18 protein-coding genes and 1 pseudogene are annotated in these 20430 nt (G+C 56.7%); 1 reads left to right on the plus strand and 18 read right to left on the minus strand.

Going from position 1 to position 20430, the window contains the following annotated elements:
• Positions 1-39: 39 nt before the first annotated feature.
• Positions 40-870 (minus strand): alpha/beta hydrolase, encoded by an 831-nt coding sequence (locus tag ASF29_RS01245; protein ID WP_062447759.1) that lies wholly within the window; start codon positions 868-870, stop codon positions 40-42.
• 106 nt (positions 871-976) lie between these two features.
• Between ASF29_RS01245 and ASF29_RS01250 the strand changes: the two genes are divergently transcribed.
• Entirely contained in the window at positions 977-1822 is an 846-nt protein-coding gene (locus tag ASF29_RS01250) for a DMT family transporter (protein WP_062447761.1), read from the plus strand.
• Between the two features lie 2 nt (positions 1823-1824).
• On the opposite strand, the gene ASF29_RS01255 is transcribed toward ASF29_RS01250, so the two are convergent.
• The 17 genes and pseudogenes from ASF29_RS01255 to ASF29_RS01330 form a co-directional block, all read right to left on the minus strand.
• A complete protein-coding gene (locus ASF29_RS01255) occupies positions 1825-2661 on the minus strand; it encodes an alpha/beta hydrolase (protein ID WP_162237873.1) in 837 nt (278 codons plus the stop codon).
• 62 nt (positions 2662-2723) lie between these two features.
• Complete coding sequence (locus tag ASF29_RS01260) at positions 2724-3647, minus strand: LysR family transcriptional regulator (protein ID WP_200925499.1); 924 nt, start codon at positions 3645-3647, stop codon at positions 2724-2726.
• A gap of 148 nt (positions 3648-3795) precedes the next feature.
• Positions 3796-4572 (minus strand): ATP-binding cassette domain-containing protein, encoded by a 777-nt coding sequence (locus ASF29_RS01265; RefSeq protein WP_062447764.1) that lies wholly within the window; start codon positions 4570-4572, stop codon positions 3796-3798.
• Entirely contained in the window at positions 4569-5510 is a 942-nt protein-coding gene (locus ASF29_RS01270) for an iron chelate uptake ABC transporter family permease subunit (protein WP_062447767.1), read from the minus strand. The genes ASF29_RS01265 and ASF29_RS01270 overlap by 4 nt, the downstream gene beginning before the upstream one ends.
• Positions 5503-6477 (minus strand): iron chelate uptake ABC transporter family permease subunit, encoded by a 975-nt coding sequence (locus ASF29_RS01275; RefSeq protein WP_062448590.1) that lies wholly within the window; start codon positions 6475-6477, stop codon positions 5503-5505. The genes ASF29_RS01270 and ASF29_RS01275 overlap by 8 nt, the downstream gene beginning before the upstream one ends.
• Entirely contained in the window at positions 6477-7370 is an 894-nt protein-coding gene (locus ASF29_RS01280) for a siderophore ABC transporter substrate-binding protein (RefSeq protein ID WP_062447774.1), read from the minus strand. Before ASF29_RS01280 ends, ASF29_RS01275 begins: the two co-directional genes overlap by 1 nt.
• Before the next feature lie 5 nt (positions 7371-7375).
• Positions 7376-7699 (minus strand): DUF2218 domain-containing protein, encoded by a 324-nt coding sequence (locus ASF29_RS01285; RefSeq protein ID WP_062447777.1) that lies wholly within the window; start codon positions 7697-7699, stop codon positions 7376-7378.
• A gap of 62 nt (positions 7700-7761) precedes the next feature.
• Entirely contained in the window at positions 7762-10041 is a 2280-nt protein-coding gene (locus ASF29_RS01290; RefSeq protein WP_244473457.1) for a TonB-dependent receptor, read from the minus strand.
• A gap of 118 nt (positions 10042-10159) precedes the next feature.
• Positions 10160-11140 carry a FecR family protein gene (locus ASF29_RS01295; RefSeq protein WP_062447779.1) on the minus strand — a complete coding sequence of 327 codons (981 nt, stop codon included), beginning with the start codon at positions 11138-11140 and terminating at the stop codon, positions 10160-10162.
• Positions 11141-11238: 98 nt separating this feature from the next.
• A complete protein-coding gene (locus ASF29_RS01300; protein WP_244473458.1) occupies positions 11239-11778 on the minus strand; it encodes an RNA polymerase sigma factor in 540 nt (179 codons plus the stop codon).
• Positions 11779-11876: 98 nt separating this feature from the next.
• Positions 11877-12758 (minus strand): sugar phosphate isomerase/epimerase, encoded by an 882-nt coding sequence (locus ASF29_RS01305; RefSeq protein ID WP_156462488.1) that lies wholly within the window; start codon positions 12756-12758, stop codon positions 11877-11879.
• A complete protein-coding gene (locus tag ASF29_RS01310; RefSeq protein WP_062447780.1) occupies positions 12755-14065 on the minus strand; it encodes a DUF6005 family protein in 1311 nt (436 codons plus the stop codon). Before ASF29_RS01310 ends, ASF29_RS01305 begins: the two co-directional genes overlap by 4 nt.
• On the minus strand, positions 14062-15336 hold the full coding sequence (locus ASF29_RS01315; protein WP_062447782.1) for an AMP-binding protein: 1275 nt from the start codon (positions 15334-15336) through the stop codon (positions 14062-14064). The genes ASF29_RS01310 and ASF29_RS01315 overlap by 4 nt, the downstream gene beginning before the upstream one ends.
• The gene (locus tag ASF29_RS01320; protein ID WP_062447785.1) at positions 15333-17057 is read right to left on the minus strand and encodes an IucA/IucC family protein; all 1725 of its coding nucleotides are present in this window, start codon (positions 17055-17057) and stop codon (positions 15333-15335) included. The genes ASF29_RS01315 and ASF29_RS01320 overlap by 4 nt, the downstream gene beginning before the upstream one ends.
• Entirely contained in the window at positions 17041-18822 is a 1782-nt protein-coding gene (locus tag ASF29_RS01325) for an IucA/IucC family protein (protein ID WP_062447787.1), read from the minus strand. The genes ASF29_RS01320 and ASF29_RS01325 overlap by 17 nt, the downstream gene beginning before the upstream one ends.
• A 259-nt stretch (positions 18823-19081) precedes the next feature.
• A pseudogene (locus tag ASF29_RS23740) lies at positions 19082-19288 on the minus strand (chloride channel protein); the annotation flags it as partial.
• 12 nt (positions 19289-19300) lie between these two features.
• Positions 19301-20269 carry an isocitrate lyase/PEP mutase family protein gene (locus ASF29_RS01330; protein ID WP_062447790.1) on the minus strand — a complete coding sequence of 323 codons (969 nt, stop codon included), beginning with the start codon at positions 20267-20269 and terminating at the stop codon, positions 19301-19303.
• Positions 20270-20430 lie beyond the last annotated feature (161 nt).

A 20430-nucleotide genomic window follows, 5' to 3' on the forward strand; every position in this document is an offset into this window, starting at 1 on the left:
GCGGCAGGCTGCAAGACGTGCAGCCTGCGCTCGTGGCTGTCAAATGTCGGTCAGCGCCCGGGTCAGCGCATGATCGGGATCCAGCAATCCGTCGAGAACATCGAAGTGATGCCGGTTCGGCTCCGCATAGCACGCGGTTGCCACGCCGAGACCGGTCCATATATTGGCCAGCAATGCGTTCTGACGCAGAAACTCGTGCCTCTCCGCACCGCCCACCCAGGCACAAAGACGTGCATGGCCGGCCGGGCGCAAAAGGGCCGGACTTTCCGCAAGCGCTTCCGCTTCATCTATGCGCAGGGTCTCGTTCAGCTCGCTGCGCATCAACGGGCGAAGATCATGCAAGCCGGAAATGGGGGCGACAATCTTCACGCGGTCAAGTACCGCACCTGGAAGCGGGGTGCCTGCGCTAACCATACGCGCAGACAAATGCCCGCCTGCCGAATGGCCGGTGATGGTGATCGGCCCCGTAATCTGTTCAGCCGCGCGCGTCACGGCAGCCCCGATCTGGCGGGTGATATCCGCAATGCGGACCTCCGGGCAGAGATCATAGGAAGGGATAGCCATGGCAAATCCCCGTGCGACGCAGCCTTGCGCGAAATGCGACCAGTAGGTCCGGTCAAGGCTTTTCCAGTAACCGCCGTGGATGAAGATGACGAGGCCACGCGGTGCGCTTTCTGGAAGAAACAGATCGAGAGCATTGCGTTCGCCGGTGCCGTATTTCAACCCGATTTCGGCACGGTCCGCAGCCAACATGGATGCGCGGTATTCGGCAGCTGGTTTGACCCAATCGCTTGGCCAACGCTCGGCACGAGCGATGTGCGCGCCGTTGGAATAGGCATCCGTGTAGTCTGCAATGCGGTGATAATTCATCCTGCGGGCTCCCCTCTATGATTCAATCGAACATCAAGACATCCGATCTTTGCGTAAAGGTCAAAAAGGACGAAAACTGGAGGAAAGACACGTGAGATGGTCACGAATGAGTGGGAATGCCCGTGGCGCCATCCTCATGCTGTTCAACGCGCTGATCTATTCCATCATGGTTTTGATCATCAAATCCGCATCCTCGGATGTGCCGCTCTTCGTCATCATGTTCTTCACGGTGGCGATGCAACTTCTCTTTGTCGGAGGGCGCAGCTTCCGGCGGGTTGGACCGTTGCTCGTGGCGGGAGAGCGGCGCGCTGCGCATATACTACGGGCCACCGCCCTGATATCGAGCATGCTGGCGGGATTTTATTCCGTTACGGCTTTACCGCTTGCCATCTCGACATCCCTCAGTTTTTCCAAGGCCATGTTCGTTACGCTGTTCGAGGCTCTGATCCTTGCCGAAACGGTCGGGCCGTGGCGTTGGGTTTCCGTCCTCATCGGCTTTACCGGCGTGATTATCCTCTCGGCTCCAGGTGGAATGGAGGCAATTGCCGTTGCCGGTGTGGCTGCAGGCATCATCTCAGCGGCGGCGGCAGCACTCGGCGCAATCCTGACACGCCGTCTGGCCAGTGATCCATCTGAGGTGCTGCTGCTGAATCAGTCTCTGATAGGAACTCTGGTGCTGGCCCCTCTGGCCTTCTGGACGTGGCAAGCGATCGATCTGCCGACGTTTGGACTACTGGTCCTGACAGGGCTGCTGAGTGTCGTTGGAAACACCAGCATGATCGCGGCTCTTCGTATGGGCGAGGCCTCGGCGCTTGCGCCGGTAGATTTCTCTCGCGCAATTTTTGCTGGCATCATCGGCTATCTGGCGTTTGAAGAAACACCCGGTCCGGCCGCCTTGGTTGGCATGAGTATCATCGTCGTCGGCGCGTTGATGTCTCTGCGGCAGCGTTGACCTTATCCCGCAATTGCTCTCAATTCTTCCACGACGGCTTGGTGAAAGGCATTAGCGGCATGCCCTGCGTCCAGATGAACGGAAAAGTGGTCGGCATTCTCGAAGGGCTGTCGTCGGACGATCACTCCACGACCCTCCAGCAAAGCCGCAAAGTCCCGTCCGGACTGTTGTACCGTGTCCCGTTCAAGATTGCCCCACGCCAGTGTGAATCTCGCGGATGTCGGTCCGCTGAAATCGGCTGCGCAATCCGGTTGATCGACGGGAAGCCTGAGCGCCGGGTCGGAATGCACGTCGCCTGTGCGTTTATGATAGCTGCCGCTCATCGCCATGACCGCGGAAATCGCGCCGTCGGGAATACCGGCAGCGCGGCGACGTTGCTCATCCAGCTCCAGCCGGGCAGAGATGACAGCACCTGCCGAATGTCCGCCGATAACCAAGCGGTTCGGATTGCCGCCATAGTTCGAAATATTGTCCAGCACCCAGCGGACTGCCGCTCGTGCATCATCCATCAGTTCCTCAGACGTTACTTGCGGCAGTAGCCTGTAATTCGCGGAAATGAAAATCGCTGGAACAGAAAGCAACGGTGGCGCCATGAAACCACACCACTCTTTATGTCCATGTGTGAAACCGCCGCCGTGCCAGAACAGAAACACGGGCAGGTTGCTATGTCCCCGCAGGCCGTAATCCGGCAGATAGATGTCCATCCGTTGTGCCGGGTCAGGCCCGAAAGGAATATCCGCAAGGCGCGCAATGCCTGAAGACCGCAACAAGCTCGTTTCCGCATAGGCATCGGCGGCGTCGTTGATGGAACCTTGCAGCGGCAAATCTCTGGCAAACACGGGCTTCTCCTTGTTGGTTCGGTCAATCGCAAAAGGTTGCTGCGCGTCATTCAGCGACAGTCCTATCTGCGGACCTGTCTCGGTATCGTCTGCGCCCATTGGCGCAACAAACGTTCAAGGGCCACCAGAAAACGCGCCGGCGCACCTTCAAGCTTGCGTCCGGCACGCAGAATGAGGCTCACGCTGGTCTTTTCCATCATGTCCTCGGCAATCGGTACGCTGACCATCGTGCCGCGTTGCAGATCGGACCACACGGAAAGCTGCGGAAGAATGGTGAGTGCCACCCCGGCTCTTACCGCTTCCAGCATGACGAAGATGGAATTTGTCGTGATAGCGGGCTCAATACGCTGGCCGCTATGCGCTTCGGCCTCGCTCAATATCTGTCGCAGTCGAAAGCTGCGTTCGGAAAGGCAGAGAGGATAGTCCTGCAATTGCGCAATGGTGACGCTATCTTCGCGTGCAAAAGGGTGGTCAGGCGGAACAATCACCATCAGGGGCTGGGCAATGGCGGAGCGGACCTGGATTTTCATGTCGTGCGGTGTCTGGAAGACCAGCCCCATATGGGCTTCGTCGTCGGCGACCATGCGGGCGATTTCCTGGCTTGCACCTATATTGATGTTCAGCCGGACTTTTGGATTGTCGCGATTGAAGGCGTTGATCAGGTCGGTGAATGTTTCACCCAGAAATCCCTCGCCCGCTGAAAGCGTCACGCTACCCGTCTTGACCGATCGCAAATCCTCGAGCTTGGCGCGCAAGGCTTCGCGATCCGAGATCTGGTTACGATAATGCTCCATGACCATTTCGCCCGCGTCGGTCAGCTTGATGCCTCGGCGACCTTTGACGATCAGCGCGATACCATGCTGCTCTTCGAGTTGTGCGATCTGGCGACTGACGGAAGACGCGGCCACGTTGAGCCGATCACCCGCCGCACGCATGGAACCGGCGTTAAGGGCTTCCAAAAGGTATCTCAGTCCCGATTCAGACATGATCGCTTTCTCAGCCCGCAGGTTCAGTCACATGGAGATAGTGTGACATTTTTGGACCGTCAATGACAACCGTCAAACCATTGGCGGGCATAATGCTGAACGGTAAAATGCCGATGCGTGGCAACAAAAACTCATGGAGACAGCCTGTTCAGGCAGAGGGCGGCGAAGATTGAAAAGGCAGGGCAATCCGCTGCTGGCCGACATCAGTGACCGGTATGTGGAAACCATAGATCGTGTGTAGCACTTTCGATGACATGATATCTTTGGGAGAGCCATCAGCAACAATTTCGCCGCCACGCATTCCGATAATTCTATCGGCAAATCCGCTGGCATAATTGATGTCGTGAAGGACGATGACGATCGTCTTGGCGTCGTTGTCTGCGATTTTACGCAAAGATCGCATCAGTTCCTGGGCGAAATACATATCGAGATTGTTGAGTGGCTCGTCCAGAAGCAGATAGTCGGTATCCTGGCAAAAGGCCATGGCCACCAGAGCTCTTTGGCGCTGCCCCCCGGAAAGGGTTTCCAGAAAACGGCCTGAGAGATCGGAAAGGTCGAACAGTTTTAACGCCGTCTCGATCTTATCCATATCGTCTTTGGTTTTATGCCCACGATTGTGCGGGAAGCGCCCGAAACCCACGAGTTCCTTAACGGTCAACCGGCTTGCAACCTGATTGTCCTGACGCAAGATGGCCAGTTTCCTGGCAAGTTCGCGTGTTGGTGTCGAGGCGATCGATCGATCATCCACGCTGATCGAGCCACCCTGCAGTGGCTGAAGACGGGCTATGAGGCCGAGAAGGGATGATTTTCCAGCGCCATTTGGGCCGATGAGAGCGGTTATTCCACCCTTGGGCAGAGCGACGGAGATATCGTTCAGAATTCTCGTTTTGCCATAATGCAGCGAGACATGGTCGATCCGGATCATCTGCGGCTCCTGCGCCAGAGTAGGATGAGGAAGACGATTCCACCGGCAAATTCGGTGACCACGCCAAGCGTCGAACTGTTTCCGAGACCATGCTGGAACACAGTCTGTCCACCGATCAGGACGATGATCGCGACGAGGGATGCGGCAGGGATCAGCACGGCATGGCGGCGCGATTGAACGATTTGTTCGGCTAGCGCAACGAACAACAACCCCAGAAAGGCGACAGGCCCGACCAAAGCCGTCGAAACAGCGACGAGTGCCGAAACCATGAGAAGGCAGGCAATCTGGGTTTTGGACCAATCGATACCCAACCCGATTGCCGTATCCCGGCCAAGCGCAACGATATCGAGGCGATGTCGGGCGCGCCATGTCCAGATCAACGCTCCGACGGTCAATAAAGACGCAATAGCAAGAAGATCGGTTTCGATGTCGTTGAAATTGACGAAACTGCCACCCTGTACGATAGCGAAATCATTTGGGTCGATTAGTCTGGCGAGAAGTGCATGAAGGCTGCGAAACAGGACGCCGACCACGACTCCGCACAGCAGCATCAACCCCATGTCCCAGCGCGCCCGCAGCATCGGAAGAACCAGAGCACATGTCAGCGTCATCAGCAGGATGATTTCCCCTGCAAATTTCAGGCGTGTATCCAGCGTGGAATAGGCAAGGCCACCAAACAGAAAAACGAGCAGAATTTGTCCGAAGACATAGAGTGCATCTATGCCCATGATGGATGGCGTGAGAATTCTGTTTGCGGTGACGGTCTGGAAGACAACGGTTGAGACCGCGATGGCGACACCGACCTCTATCAATGCCGCCAGCTTTACGGCGCGCAAGCCGAGAACGAAAGCAAGGTTGCCGCGCAGGCCGATCGTCATGAAACAAATGATACAGGCTAGTGCCACCAGGGTCAGAATGATCAATGGCCGCTTAAGCATCGGAACGCCGACGAAGGAGCAGGAGCAGAAACAGGATTGCACCGACGACGCCCATCACCGTACCGACCGGAATTTCATAGGGAAACCGAATGATCCGCCCGGCAATGTCGCAGCCCAAAGTCAGAATCGCGCCGAAAACGGCGGTGACTGGAAGCGTGATGCGCAGATTGTCACCCATCAGCCGTGAAACGAGATTGGGAACCACCAGACCGACGAATGGGATTGTGCCGATGACAACGACCGTGACCGCCGAAATAATGGCGATGATACCAAGCCCAATTTGCAGCATACGCTGGTAGTCGATCCCAAGCCCCGTGCTGGTTTCGCGACCCAGCGCCATGATGGTCAGGCGATCGGCGGTCGCCCAGGCGGCAGCGACAAGCAGTGCGCCGAGCCAGAGTATTTCATACCGTCCCCGCAGCACGCCCGAGAAATCGCCATTGCTCCAGACGGAAAGATACTGCAGGAGATCGGCCTGCCAGGCGACAAAGGTTGCGGCGGCACCAATGACACCACCAAAGATCAGCCCGAACAGGGGGACGAGATAGGGCTGGGTCGGCGGCAGGCGATGCGCCGTCATGAGAAACAAGCTGGTTCCGGCGAGGGCGGCAATGCTGGCAAACACCGTCTTGATGCCAAGGGTCGCCGCAGGCCAGAGGATCGTAACAAGAAGAATGCCAAGCTCTGCGGATTGGGCGGTCCCTGCGGTGGCTGGTTCAACGAAGCGATTGCGGGTGATGGCTTGCATGATCAACCCGGCAATTGCCAGTCCCGCACCCGCAAGCACGGCTGCAAGGGTGCGCGGCAGACGGCTGATGCCCAGCAATTCCGCCTTATCGGAGGATGTCCAAAGAGCACCGAGAGAAACATCGCCTGCACCGACGCCGAGGCTGACGATACACAAAAAGGCGAGCAATAAGCCCGCCAGTCCAGATAGCCTTTTTGGATGTCGTTGTACTGAAGCCATCATTGCGTCGCGGAGAAAGCCTCTTTGATGGTGGCAAGCACTCGCTGCGTCGCCTGAATGCCGCCAGCCGCGATATAGAAATCGGCAGCGGGCAGGTAAACCACCTGACCTTTTTTCCAGGCTGTCGTGTTGGCGACCAACTCATTGTCGAGAGTGGCGCGCGCGCCCTGTTCACCAGAGCCGATTGCGGCTGCACGATCAACCACCAGCAGCCAGTCGGGATTAGCCTTGTGAATAAATTCGAAAGAGACAGCCTCTCCGTGGATAGCAGTCTGCATGGCCTCCACCGCTGGCGGCAGGGCAAGGGTGGCATGAACCCAGCCAAAGCGCGAACCGGGACCATACGCCGTGACTTTAGGTCCATTCGTCATCACGATCAGGGCTTTGCCCTTCCCGGTGACTGCCTTGCGCGTTGTCTCTATCTCTTGATCGAGTTCTCCTGCGATAGCTTTTGCTTCTGCCTGCTTGCCGAAGAGAGTTCCGTAGTCGAGAAGCCGAAGCTTTGCCTGCTCTACCAGGTCGTCGCCATCCATCGTCATGTCGATGCTGGTAGCGACACGGGCGGTCGCCGCGAGCTTCGGTGAGGATCTGCCTCCCAAAATGATGAGATCGGGTTCAAGGGCGCTCAGCGCCTCCAGGTCAGGCTCGAAGATATCGCCAACCGCTTCCGCTTCGGATTTGAGATGCTCCAGTTGCGGAAGGTAGAGCTTCTGCGGCAAGCCTGCCGGCGTGATGCCCAGCCGGTCGAGAGTGTCGAGCGCAGCCAGATCAAAGACCGCGACCCGGTGCGGTGTTTCGGCAATATCCACCGTGCCGCGTGCCGTCGTGATCTCGGCGCTGTCTGCGCTGGTCGCAATGAGGCTTGTCAGGATGAAAAGTCGAAATAGTCTCATGAATGTCAGATCTTGGCTTCAAGCGTATCCGTTTTGCCCATTGGTGAAGACGGCAACCATTGCAGTGGCTGCAACTCTTCGCGAAAGGCAAAGCGCAGAAGGTGGCTTTCGATAACGTGCTGGGTTTCCTTCAACTGGCTTTCGTCAAAAGCCGTGCAGCGAATAGTCAACACATCGGTATCCGCATCCATGATGGCGGTGCCGCACGTAAAGCGGCATTCGCCATGACCTTCAGAATGGGACGTATCGACCTTGTGGGCGAAATGCTTGCAAAGCTGCGCTATGTATTTCGCGGCCTGTTCGGTGCGCAGTGTTGCCGTGGTTTCCATGGTGACTTTCTCCTGTTGTGCGCCACCGGCAAGTATGCCGACGACGCCTGGAATTCATCGGCTCAGAACGTTGCCTTGGCTGTGATCAGCAGGCTACGGCCCGGTTCGAAAAGGGGTGTCACATTGCCGAATTCCTGTCCATATGTGGCTCGGTCGGAATAGCTCTCGTCAAAGAGGTTCTTCACCTCGGCGCGGAACGTGAAATTCTGCAACTGCTCTGGCTTCCATTCTGTGAAGACATTGACGACTTCATAGGCTTTGTATGGGGCGTTGCCCGCAGCCACGTGGTCGTACTCCGGCGCGATCTCGATATCGCCGCCGACCGTCAGGTTCCATTGATCGAATGTATGTGCAGCGGTGATGGTGATGATGTCACCCACGGGAGAAGCCAGGTAATTTCCACTGTCAGAGTCGGCTGGCGAACCGTTTACGTCCACGTCGATATGGGCGTATTTGACCTTGATGTAAGAGCTTGTCCATTCGTAACCGGCACCGACTTCAAAGCCCTTTGAAAGCAGGTTTTTATGCGCTAGGGCGCCTGTCGCGATGGGTCTATATGTTGGGATGCGGGCATTGTCGATGTCGGTGCGGAACAGGCTCACGTTGGCAGTGAAGCCATTATACTCGGCGTCCAGGCCAATCATGTAGTTATCAGCTTTGACCGGCTCCGGGCCTTCACTGCCATAACTCCAATTCGGATTCATGATGAAGTTTTCCGCCAGTGGAACTCCAGCCCAGACATGAGAAAAGCCGGCTTTGGCGGTGAAAATATCCGTCAGGTCATATTCGCCTGATATATTGGCACTGATACCGTTATTGCTGAATTCGGCATTGTTGGTTCCCGTGAACCATTGTTGATCGGCTCTTGCGCCGAAGGATAGGCGTGTCCGCTCCCAAGGTTCGAGACGGGCCTGTGCGTAAATACCCAGATTATGTGCTCTTTCACGACTGCCGTCACTCGGGTCGCTCAACGTTGCCCGGTCGTTGTAAAAATCAAAACCAGCGACAACATTGCCGATATCGAAAGAGAACTTGTTTTCAAACTTGCCGTTTAAAGTCGAGGTCTTCCCGCTGTTATCATATTGATAAACACCAGAGGAAAAGTAAGGTACGGTCACTTTCGTGGATCCGTAAGCGACCACAAACGTTGGGTCCCACCATCCCTCGGGTGTTTCATCTGTGTAGGTGAACACTAGGTTTTGCCGGTCCAGTCGGTAGTTTCGGGTCGCCGGATCAGGGATACGGGGTGGGGGTGGGATAACGACGCTTGCATTCGCACGGTATGGGCGAATTGCATCATCCAAGACACGGTCGTAGCTGATTTCGAAACGGTCGCCGCTGTCGAATTCATAACCGACTTTACCTAACCCGCTCAGGAGATTGGTTCCGGTCCCGTCAACAACGTCGCCATTGCCGCCATGGAAATCGTCACCCTTGCCGTAGGTGAAATATCCGAGATAATCCAACCCATCTTTCTCGCCATAGGCCGACAGGCCGGTCACCACCGTCTCACTGTTGAAGTTATAGGTAGAGGAGACGAAGCCGCCAAAGGTTTTGCCGTCGGTCAGCAAGTCTTTCGCGTCTTTGGTTTCGTAGTTGATCGCGCCCGCAAGGGCTCCGGGACCGGCGTCGGCGGGCGCAATACCCGAATCCACATCCACGGCCTTGAGGATCGACGGATCGATCAGATTGGTGGCGTTGTGGTGGAACACCTTGTTGTTCTGACGTGCACCATCGATGCTGACGGCGAGGTTGGTTTCTTCGACGCCGTGAACATAGACTTTTTGCGACATGGGCAAAGAGCTGCCGACCTGAACACCGGCCTCTTCGCGGAACACATCTGCAATGCTGCTGGGGTTGATCCTCTCCAGTTCCTTTAGTCCGATGACAGTCTCGCCGACGTCACCCTGACCGACGGATTGTCCTTGCACGACAATCGGCTCGAGAACGGTGCCATCGCCATTGCTGACAACGGGTGCGGATGCTGACCGACCGATGACTGCCGTGCCGTTGGAGATACTGTAGGGAATCCCAGTGCCTTCCAGCAGCTGCCCAAGAGCGGCCTGCGACGACAGCGTGCCGGAAACCGCGCGGGAGGTGATGCCCTGCGATGTGGACGCGGCAAGCGAGACTTGTAAACCGGACTGTCGCCCGAAGGCATTCAATGCAGATGCCAATGGCTGTGCCGGAATGTTGAAGCTGCGTTGGGCGGTCTGCGCCATAGCTGCCGGTGTCTGTACCAGTGCTGTGACACTCACCGCTGCCGAAGCCATCAGTCTGAGGGCCACAACGGTCCCTCGGTTCGATCTTTTCGACCGTTCCACATTTACCAGAAGCGTCATTCCGCCCCGTCTCCCCATACGCATACATTGCAAGCCCCCTGCCTGCATTCAGCTTAGAGACGACCGTGGCGTCGGTTTTTTTCACTGCACCCAGAAAAAATCGTGAAACTTTTAAATATTAGAAGAATGAAAGAACGCGAAGATAGGGCGATACTCGGTGAATCTTTGCGCCATAGGGGCTAACGAGCGCTTCCAAAGCCCGATCAGGATCGGACAAATCATAAAGCCCTGTCACACGACGCTCTCCCAGTTCGTCGCTTGCCACAGTGATCCATGATGGGTGATAGCGCTGCAGTTCCGCGACGACCGTCTTGATCGCAACATCCTGCACGAAAAGCTTCCCATCACGCCAGGCGGCGATGGAATCGATATCTGTTTGGCCGCGAGAGAGCTGCCCGTTGCTGCGATCGAGGGTAACGACATCACCGGGACGAAGCTGCATCTCCTTTCCCGATTGACTGGCAAGGAGATCGACGGTCCCTTGAGCCAGTTGAATGCTGGCGTCTTGAGGCGTGATATTGACGTCAAAAGCCGTGCCGACCACCGTGATCTTCAACTCGCCGCCCGCGTCGACGATGAAAGGTCGATTTGTGTTCGGTCGCACATCGAAAAAGGCTTCGCCGGAAAGCAGGCGAACCTGTCGTGCGGTGCCGGAAAAATTGACGGCAATGGCGCTTTCTGCGCCCATGTCCACCGTGGAACCATCCTCCAGTGTGATGCGGCGAAGTTCAGCAGTTGTCGTCATATAATCAGCTTGATAGCGGATCGCGGCAGTTGGGCCAACCACTACCGCGACGAGACAGGCAGCAAGCGCGGCGATGCCAAGACCGACAGCATGCCGCCGACCAATGCGCCTCGGTTTGGCGGAACGGTGCGTTGGCGACGATTGCCAGGCTGGAATATTGACAGGTTGCGTTTCGCCCATGATTTCCCAGGCGCGACAAGCTTTTGCCCAAGCCCGTTCGTGTTGCGGCGAACGGCTAATCCATGCGGCGAAAGAGAGATCGTCTATGTCGGAGCGTGCAGGATCGCGCAGGCGCAGGAACCAGTCCATCGCTTCTTCGAGCAGTTCTTCATCTGTGTGGTCGTGCCGCGTCACTTCATACCTGCTTGGGGTCTCGACAAGCTCTTATCCGAGTTTGCTTATCGAGAGTAGTACGATTGAAGCGGGAAGATTTTTCTTGATGATCGCGAAGATCAGGCATTTTTTCTATCGAGCGCGATGGCAATCTTCACCATGGCCGTTTTGACGTGCCGGTGAGCTGTCGCAACGGAGATACCGAGATGCTCTGCTACAGCTTCCAGCGTGCAGCCGCCATGCCGATGCATTTCGACGGCGATCTGGATATCCTTGGGCAGGGACGCGAGCACTTGCTGTGCAATACGAACTTCGTCGCAAAACAGCGTTGTCTGCTCGGGCGTTTCGGCAGCACGCGGCACGATCCAGAACGGCGGATCGTCATTTTGAGCCCGTTGCTCGATTTTGCGACGCTTGACGATGTCGAGCGAGAGATTACGGACGATGCGGTAGAGATAAGCCAATGCCTCGCGCGCCGTTTGTGCTGGCGAATTGCTGATGCCGAAACGAAGATAGGCTTCCTGAACGATGTCTTCAGCGACATCCCGTGAGCCCAGAATCCTTGCCGAATAGCTGATCAACGCCTTGCGATGCCCCATGAATAGGGCATCCGCGTCGAGGCTGACATCCAAGTGCTGCTTCGCTTGTCGTTCCTGCACGCTGTCTTCCGATAGGCGGTCGATTGACGGAATAGTCGCTCACGCCCATGGAGGCGCTTAGGCGCAACTCCCTAACAGCAAAAACATGATCAATAAAGTCATATTTGAATGTTTATGGGCAAGGCGTGTGGAGAAGCCGTGTTTTGCCTGATTTCGTGCGCGCTTTCAAAACCGAATTCCTGGCGAAGCGTTTGGCAATCCCGACTTAGGACGGCCATTGGGTCGTTGCCGAACCATTCCAGCGACACATCAGCCGCCATGATGTCTGGGATCCGCACGATCACCGCAGCATAATCGACAGCACCCTCGAAAAGGGGTGTCATGCCTTTGCGATCACCTGCTGCCGAATAGACATTGCCGGGGCTGAAAACGTGAAAGTGACGGCGGTCTGTGATATTCTTCAAATGGTAGTGCTGGACGAATTCACCTATCGATCTGTGCAGTGCCACCGGGTCGTCTCCGGCTTCCCAGACGTGCAGAACATCGAAATTGATCGCCAGTGCCGGATGGTTCACTTCTTCGATGAGCCGGATCGTGGACGCTGCCGTATCGGCCAGCGTGTTTGGATGGGTCTCCACCAGAAGATGGATGCCATAGCTTTCTACGATGGCTGCGACTTGGCGCAGGCGGGCAACGAGGTGCTGGCGATCGGTGGCGGTCGTATCGACGCTTGCCTTACCGCCGGCAAAGGTCCTGATCTTGCTGGCTTTCCAGCGGCGTGCCAGCAGGCAGAGCTCCACCGTCTTGCGGCGCAGGCTTTCTTCATCGCCTTCAAGCGGCAGGTAATCGCTGATCATCGGAACGGTCAGGCCGTAATCGCTCAGCCAGTCGGCATGCTTGTCTTTGTGTGTGCTCAGACTGCGTGCGTGCGCGCCCCAGAGTTCAATGCCATCGAAGCCGCTGGTGCGGGCAAAGCTTGCGATTTCTCCAAGCGAAATCAACTGGTGCCGGAAGCTGATGGTGCACAGAGAAATGGTCACCCGGCCAGCCTCCGCAGATTGATCTCCGTTGATGCACAATATTCGTCGCACCATTGCGCGAAAACAGTCGCGAGCTTGGTCTTTAGCTTCGTTTCGAGACGATCCGCTTCATCCAGTTGCGCAAAGACCGCCGCCGCCTGCGCCGGATCGCTTGTCTGCGAAAGCTTCATGCACGCATAGTGCAGGGTCTTCAGCGACTGAACCAGTGCTTCGATCTCCTCGCACCAGAGCTCGAATTCCGCTGCGGGCAGTTTCAGTGCACGCCAGAAAAAGGCAAAGCCGTGCTCATAGGCATATTTGCGGATGGTCAGCACGGGTAACTCGCGCACGGCGGGTTCCAGGTCCCGGAGGGACAGGCCTTGGCTGCCATCCAGATGAGCCGCAACGATGGTCCGCAGTGCATCAACGATCGGATTATGATCGAACACGAAGCAGCTTTGGAAAAAAGCCTTGAGGTCTTCGGCGTGGGGCGTTCGCGCCTGCGCAATGTCAAAGGCGTAACCGCCGCCGACTGTCGGCTGCATGATGGCGTGAATGACCTTCTCGCGTGCCATCACGCCTTCCCAGCGATAATCGGGATCATGCACGAACCATGTTTCGGGATCGCCCGTCTCCTGCAGCATCAGGTAATGCGGAAAAGGGTTCTGGTTGAACTTGTTCTCGCGCTCCGGCATGTGGAACATGTCCAGCATGACCATGACGCAATCCGTCTCTCCGCGTTTGCGCACCAGATCGGTCATAACAGCCAGGTTGTCCGCCTTGCTCAGTGCCGGGTCGTACCATTCGTGGACCTTCACGCCATAGAGACGCTCGAACCATGCGCGGTAAAACTCCTGGCTGATGTCATTGGCATGATAGCGCAGTTGGTAACGGTCGCTGACGGCAAATTTCGCATCCCAGATGCCGCAATAGAATGGCCGCTGGTCTAGCCCGCGCTTCTTCAGTCCATCGCAGACGCAACTGACGAAGCAATGAACTTTGATGTCGTAATAGGCCTCGCCATGCACACCTTCATCCGTATCCCCGCCGGTCATCGGAAAACTGGGAATTGGCAGCGTCGGTGCTTTTGGCAGATAGAGGCCGATCAGATCATCGACGGTCCGAACATGACTATTGGCGATGGCCTCCTCGGGCATGGCGAGGTTGAATTCGAGCTCAAGGTTTAGAAAAATCTGAAGGATGAGGACGGAGTCGAGATACAGATCCTCGTTCAACCGTGCATCCGGCGCAAACCCGGCCATATGTGGATGGTCCATATGGGTGGTGAGAAGGGTTTCGATGGCGGAAAAAATCTCGTCACGGGTCATGAAGCCACTCCGGTTGGAACTGGGAGAAAGGCGCCCGCGGCGTGGCGTTCTGCAACATCGCGACGGCTGATCTTGCCGTTGGCCTGGCGGGGAATGTCGCTGACCTGGATCATTTCGGACGGCAACTGGTGGGTGGCCAATTGCCTGCTCAGCCATTCCCGCAGCGCGCCTGATGACACCGGGTTTTCAGCGCTGAAGAGAAGCGCTACCCGCTCACCCGCAAATCGGTCGCCCTTGCGAAACGCAACGGCATCGGTAATGCCGGGCATCGCGGTGACGGCATCTTCGACATCCTTTGGATAGACGTTGAGACCAGCGACATTGATCATGTCGTCCATGCGCGACACGAAGACCAGCATGCCATCGGCCCTGATATATCCAAGGTCGCGGGTGTGGATCGGCTGGCCATCGGCTTTGCGGATCACGATATCCGCCGCCGTCTCAAGATCGCTGCCAGTGTCCGCAGTCACGTGGGGCAGAATGTAGCCCATATCATGCGCGGCGGTGAGGTCGGGGTTGATGGCGACACAGCCTGCTTCCGAGCAACCATATTGTTGGAAGAGATTGTCGCATTTCTCGCGAATGCGCGTGAACCATGGTTCTGGCAGCAGCGTGCCCGAGGTCATGGCGGCGTGCATCTTTTCGCCAGCGGGCAGAAGTTGTGCCAGCATGTGCAGAATGGCGGGCGAGGAATAGAGCAGGGGCCGTTCGGTCTCGCGCATGACTTTCAGAATATATTTCGGATTTTTGGTATCCACGACGACAGGCGTGACGCTGCGGTGCAGCCCCACCAGAATGCCGCAGATCAGTCCGTAGGAATGCGTTGTCGGGCAGGCTACGATGGGGGTCATCTCGGCGGGCGCTGCGAACGTCTGCACATAGCTGGCGATCTCGGTCTCGATATTCTGCCATGTGCGGGCAATCAGCTTTGGCGCGCCTGTGGTGCCAGAGCTCATTTGCAGCAATTCACCATCGCCACCGGTCGCGGTGCTGTCCGGCAAGGCTTCACCTGTAAAACTGTTATAGAACAGTCGCTCGCAACCGGCCTGCACGGCCAGCTTCCGCGCCGCCGCATAGGGCGTGCCGGGGTGGATCGGCAGAACACTGGCACCGGCTTCCCGAATTGCGAAGAAAAGCGCCAGCCATTCGACAGAATCTGCAAAGCAAACCGCATAACGCACGGAGCGCGAAAGACCTGTCAACGCGGTAAGCTCTGTCGACCGCCTCTCGAAATAGCCCTTGTCATAAAGGGTGTCGCCGATCCTGATCATCGCATTGTTCTCCGTTCGGCCGTGGCCTTCGTAAAGAAGTTCGGCACGTCGTGATGGTATTCCGGCTCGCGGGCGAGCAGTTTTCGGGTGAGAAGAGATTCCGTCTGGATGGTCGCCGCATTATAACCGAGCGCTGCCATCCGCTGGCTGGCCCCGTTGCTTGCTGCATAGGTTTCGAGCAGCGCCTCGACCCGCTGCCAGAAGCTGGCTTCGGGCAGTTGATAGACATGGTCGAGGAGATGTGCGACCTCCGCGAGATTGTAGACGAACAGGGTGTCAGCCACGAGTTCACGCAGGGAATCGAGATTGTCCATCCAATAATACTGGTTTGGCGGTGCGTCTCGATAACGCGCATCGAGCGACGGGAAATCTGGTGCTTTAGCAGGATGGCGCAGAAAGAACGGGCAGAACTCGACGCTTTCGTGAAAATCGCGAAGCACAAGGCGTACCGGCCAGCCATCACGATGCACAAGCAGCATGTTCTGCCCGTGCGCCTCCACGGCGAGACCGTGATGGACGAGAAGATGCCAGACGGGCAGGATGGAGATTTCCAGCAGGCGGTTCAGCCAGGGCATCAGGCCGAACCGTTCGATCCATGGATGGACGAACGGTTTCTCATCCGCTTCCAGCATCATCAGAGCGTTGAAGGGAATGACCTCTTCTCCGGGCAGTAAATCTTTCAGCGCGGTTTCGCGCCAGATGGCACCGATCTGGCCGGACAGATCGCCATCATGCTCGGCCAGAACCGCAGCATATTCCTGAAGGATCGTCAGCGGGTAACGGTCACGAAATGCCGCGTCCTCACCCACCATCCCGGCAATCCATCGCGACAATATCGGGGCGGTGCAGACGGAGTGCGGATCGAGAGTACGCCGCGACGAGGTGTTGACGACATCAAGCGGCAGCTTGATGCTTGCGGCCAAGGGACGATCGAGATTGTGCAAACTGCGCAGCGATTGGCTGGCGAGATAACGGTCTCCAAAGTGCCCAAGCCCATGCAGTTTGCCGCGAGCGATGAGGTCGGAACCCGCACCGTCCCTCAAACGCTGCCATTGCCATGGATGCATCGGCACCAGCGCGAAATCGTTCCAATCGAGACTTTTCGCCTGACGCGCGTCATCGATCTTGTTCCAGACGTCCTCACCGAGTTCACTCTTCCAAAAACTTGTTTCGTCGCGATCAAGCGCCTGCCTTATGGTGTCACGCGCGTGCAATGCCCAAAAAAGCTGGAACGGTTTTGCCGATTCCGGGCCGAAACGCAGGTTGTCTTCGATCGTAAAACCGTATCGTGCCTTGAAACATGGATGATAGGGGTGGCCCTCGTGCAATGCGCCGTCCAACTCCGCGAATGCCATGTCACGCCGGTCGCGAGGCGGAATATTGTCTTCGTTCCACTGGCAAAGCGTGACGGTGTGCTCGAGTTCCCGAAGGAGCTTGTCGCGGGTGATGCCGTTACCGGGCAGACCCGTGACAATTGCCAAAAGAGACGCTGGCACCCAGTTGCCATCAGATTTCATCTCGATGGAATGCGGGTGAATACGCGGACGGCCAAAGGTGCCGAGCGTGGCGCGGCAACGGTACTGGTGGCCACCAGAGGTCCAGGTCAAACGATCCAGCGGCTCGATCCGAAAAGGCACAAGACCTTCAAACAGCGTTGCCGCCACCAGTTGGCGCAAGACACGATCCTGCGGCGCAGACGAAATTTCAAGAGGCAATGGCATGTGGCCTCTCCGTTTCGGTCTCGGTGATCGTGGTCAGCCTCAACGGATTGGGCATTTTGCGGTAAAGCGCGTGGTCGCCCACCGAACTCAATTCGTCCACATCGGCCAGCCGCGTCGCAAGGTTAGCTTTGGTGCCGATATCAGCCTCATCCAGAATATGCCGGATGAAATCGCGGCCAAGTCCACGCATGGAAAGCGCAAGCTTTTCCAGATGATCACGCAGAATTCGTAAGACCGTGATTTCGTCGGCAAGCCCATCATGCGCCATGCGGCTGATGACGGAAAACACCTGATTGACGATCAGATAATAGGCGAAGCGGTCGCGAATGTCTGCTTCCGGGAAATAGAGGGAGCTTATGGTTTCCGTCTCGGGCACGGCGTTCGCTATCGCTGGCCTGTGTCGTTCCGAGAGGTAGAAACCCTGATTGTCACGGTAGTATCCGAGCCGTGGATAACCGGTACCGATATCAACGAGGCTGTTCTGCTGATGCGCTTCGAGCGCGATGCCGTGCCGCTCGTAAAGCTCGATCAATGGCACCACCGCACAATCGAGATACCGGCGAAACCAGAGCGCGGCGGTTGCTGCAATATTACCGCTTTCGCGCGCATGAACCTGTCTGATGAGCCGTTCCAGCCGGGACGGACGCCCCGGAACGGGTTCCGCCGTTAGCGCCGCCAATGTCACAACGCCTATACCAGCCTCTGCCCGGAAAGGGTTTTCTCGGAGAATCGTCTCGAATCCGCTTTCTTTGCGGCCTAGAATATCCAGCGTTATAAAGGCGGGATCCCGGATGATGCGGAACGATGGCATTTGACGTGCAAGCTCGAACCGGTCGATCAGCTTTGCCATGGCAACGCCAGCATCCAGTTCGTCACGCCCGTTGGTTCGCACAGAATTGGTGATGCGAACGGGCAGTGAAAATTTCAGCATCCAGTCGGCATCATCGCTCCAGACCGTGCGCACCGAAGATGTTGCAGTGAAGTCTGGACCCGCAGGGCCAAGGCTTCGAAGGGTGCCCTCTGCCATCATCGCGCTAATGTCTGGATCGAGCAGCAATGCCTGCGCCTGCAAGGGGTGCATCGGCAGAAGTGTCTCATTGTCGCGAATGCCGAAGTCTCTGATACCGGAACCGGCAAGTTGGGTGACGATATGGTCCGCAGGTTGATTGGTGGCCGAGGCATGCGTTACGAAGTCCGTTCTCGCGGCAAAATAATGCAATTGGAAACGACCGTGGAACTCCGGCGCATAGGTTTTCTGCTGCCAAAATGTTATGCCTTGCCGGCTTTTCGGCGTCGGGTGCAGCCAGTGCCCGAATACGAGTGATTGTTCGGCAGCGATGAAGTCGTCACCCTCGTACGGTGTGGCGAGTGCATGCTCGATATTGGTGCTGATCTGCTGGTGGCTGTCCATCACGCGCAGCAGAAGTTCCGTCTCGCAGCCCGGCTGCGTGGTGCCTTCGGGTTTGCCGTGATAGGCTTCCCGCATCAGCGCCTGCAACGCGGGCATGGGGGACCACACATGCCACGCCGTGTCTGACACGGCACGCTGCCATATGCGGCCAAAACGATATGGGCCACAAAGCGAGGCCGACATCACTTCGACCCTGATGGCCATTCTGTTGGCACGCAACATCCATTCGAGGCAGTCGATTTCTCTTGCGAACATCTTATGGCGAACAGCTGCGCCAGCATCGATCTCGCGTCTATAGCAATTGGCAAAACTTTGAAACGTGGCCGTCTCGGCTGCATTCCACGCGACGGACATTATGCGTCGCACCCTGTGGCGGACCGTGAAACACTGTCACTGAATTTCGCAAACAAGAGCACATGTATCTGTGTTTCTAAGAAACGTTCTGCCGTCATCATGCGGTTCCTCGTCGAACTTCTGGATGTGCCACGAAGGAGAGACGAACGAACCGTCAGATTTTTTCATGCGAGAAAAGTTTTTCTGGGTTGTTTGCGAATTGTCGGCGCTCACTGCATACCTACTGGTGCAATGGAGATTTGGCAGGTCGGAGATCAGGCTAGCGTTCCGTTTCACTCGTTCTAAAGCACTGAGCAAACAGCGAGCCGATCGCTCCACCTGTCACAATGATCGGACCTTCGGCCCCAAAAGAACCTCCGGTTCCGATCGATATTGCTGAAGAAATCGGCTTCAGGACGGCGATCTTTGGCGACATGCGGCTGCCGCTTATCAAAATCGCCTCGATGGCTTCCGAAATGCCGTGACCGCAGATTCCAACTCATCCTCTCGGGTCGTATTCTCCAAGCGACCCTGCATATTTCGCGAGACTTTCTTCCGGCAGAAAGCGCTTCTCGATATCAAGCACGGCCGGGAAGCCGGTGAGGTCAAGATAAGAGAAGGTGCCCAGCTTCGATGATTTCTGGGTCTCCATGAAATCGTTGAAAGCGTCAGCGTTTCGTTCGTGGCAATCGCGCAGAAAAGCTTCCATCATCAACTGGGAAACCTTTGAGATGGAGATATTGTAAACGGCCGCACCGCTTGCCTCATATTCCGCCGCAGAAAGCGCCGGTTTGACCGAGCTTGCATTGATATAGATATCAGCCTCCGGGAAGGCTTCCAGCACGCGCTGCATTTCTTCGCGGCTCTGAAGCGCCATAACCATCAGCATATCGACGCCGCATGACAGATAGGCCTCGCAGCGACGCAGAACCTCATCGACGCTGCCGCCCACCGCGGCTCTCGAATCCGTTCTAGCAATGACGACGACATCCGGGTCCAGCTCGTCGCGCTTGGCGCAAGCGGCGCGGTATTTGGCGCTCGCCTCGGCGATCGAAACCACCTCGACACCCTTGGTGAAGCCGCAGCGCTTGGGAAAGGTCTGATCCTCGAGGAAAAAACCAGCAACGCCGGCAGTGATAAACTCGTGCACGGCGCGTGTGGTGTTCACCGCGTTGCCAAAACCCGTTTCGCAATCGGCAATGACGGGAATGGTAATGGACTGGCAGATGCGGCGGATATTATCGACAGCTTCAGTCAGAGTCATCAGGCCAGCATCCGGCATGCCCATAATGTGAGCTGCGGCTTGTGAGCCGGACTGAAAGAACAGCCGAAATCCTGCGGCCTCGGTCAACTGAGCGTGGTGCGGTGTTGCGCCGGAAATGCCGACCAGCGGTTTGCGGTCTTCCCGCAACTGACGCCGGAGCTCTGCGCTCATGCGGCCGGATATGACGGTGGGGCGAAGATGCATGTGAAAACCTCCCTTGGATATTGCGATATGCTTCCATAGCACGTCATTTATGTCAACATTTTAAGGGAATAATCGCGCTAATAGCCGATATTATCAATTTTTATCCAAATTATGTTGACAGATTTTCAGTTTTTGGATTTATTAGGGCGACATTAATATGA

The organism is Rhizobium sp. Leaf262 (assembly GCF_001422245.1).
GTDB lineage: Bacteria > Pseudomonadota > Alphaproteobacteria > Rhizobiales > Rhizobiaceae > Agrobacterium.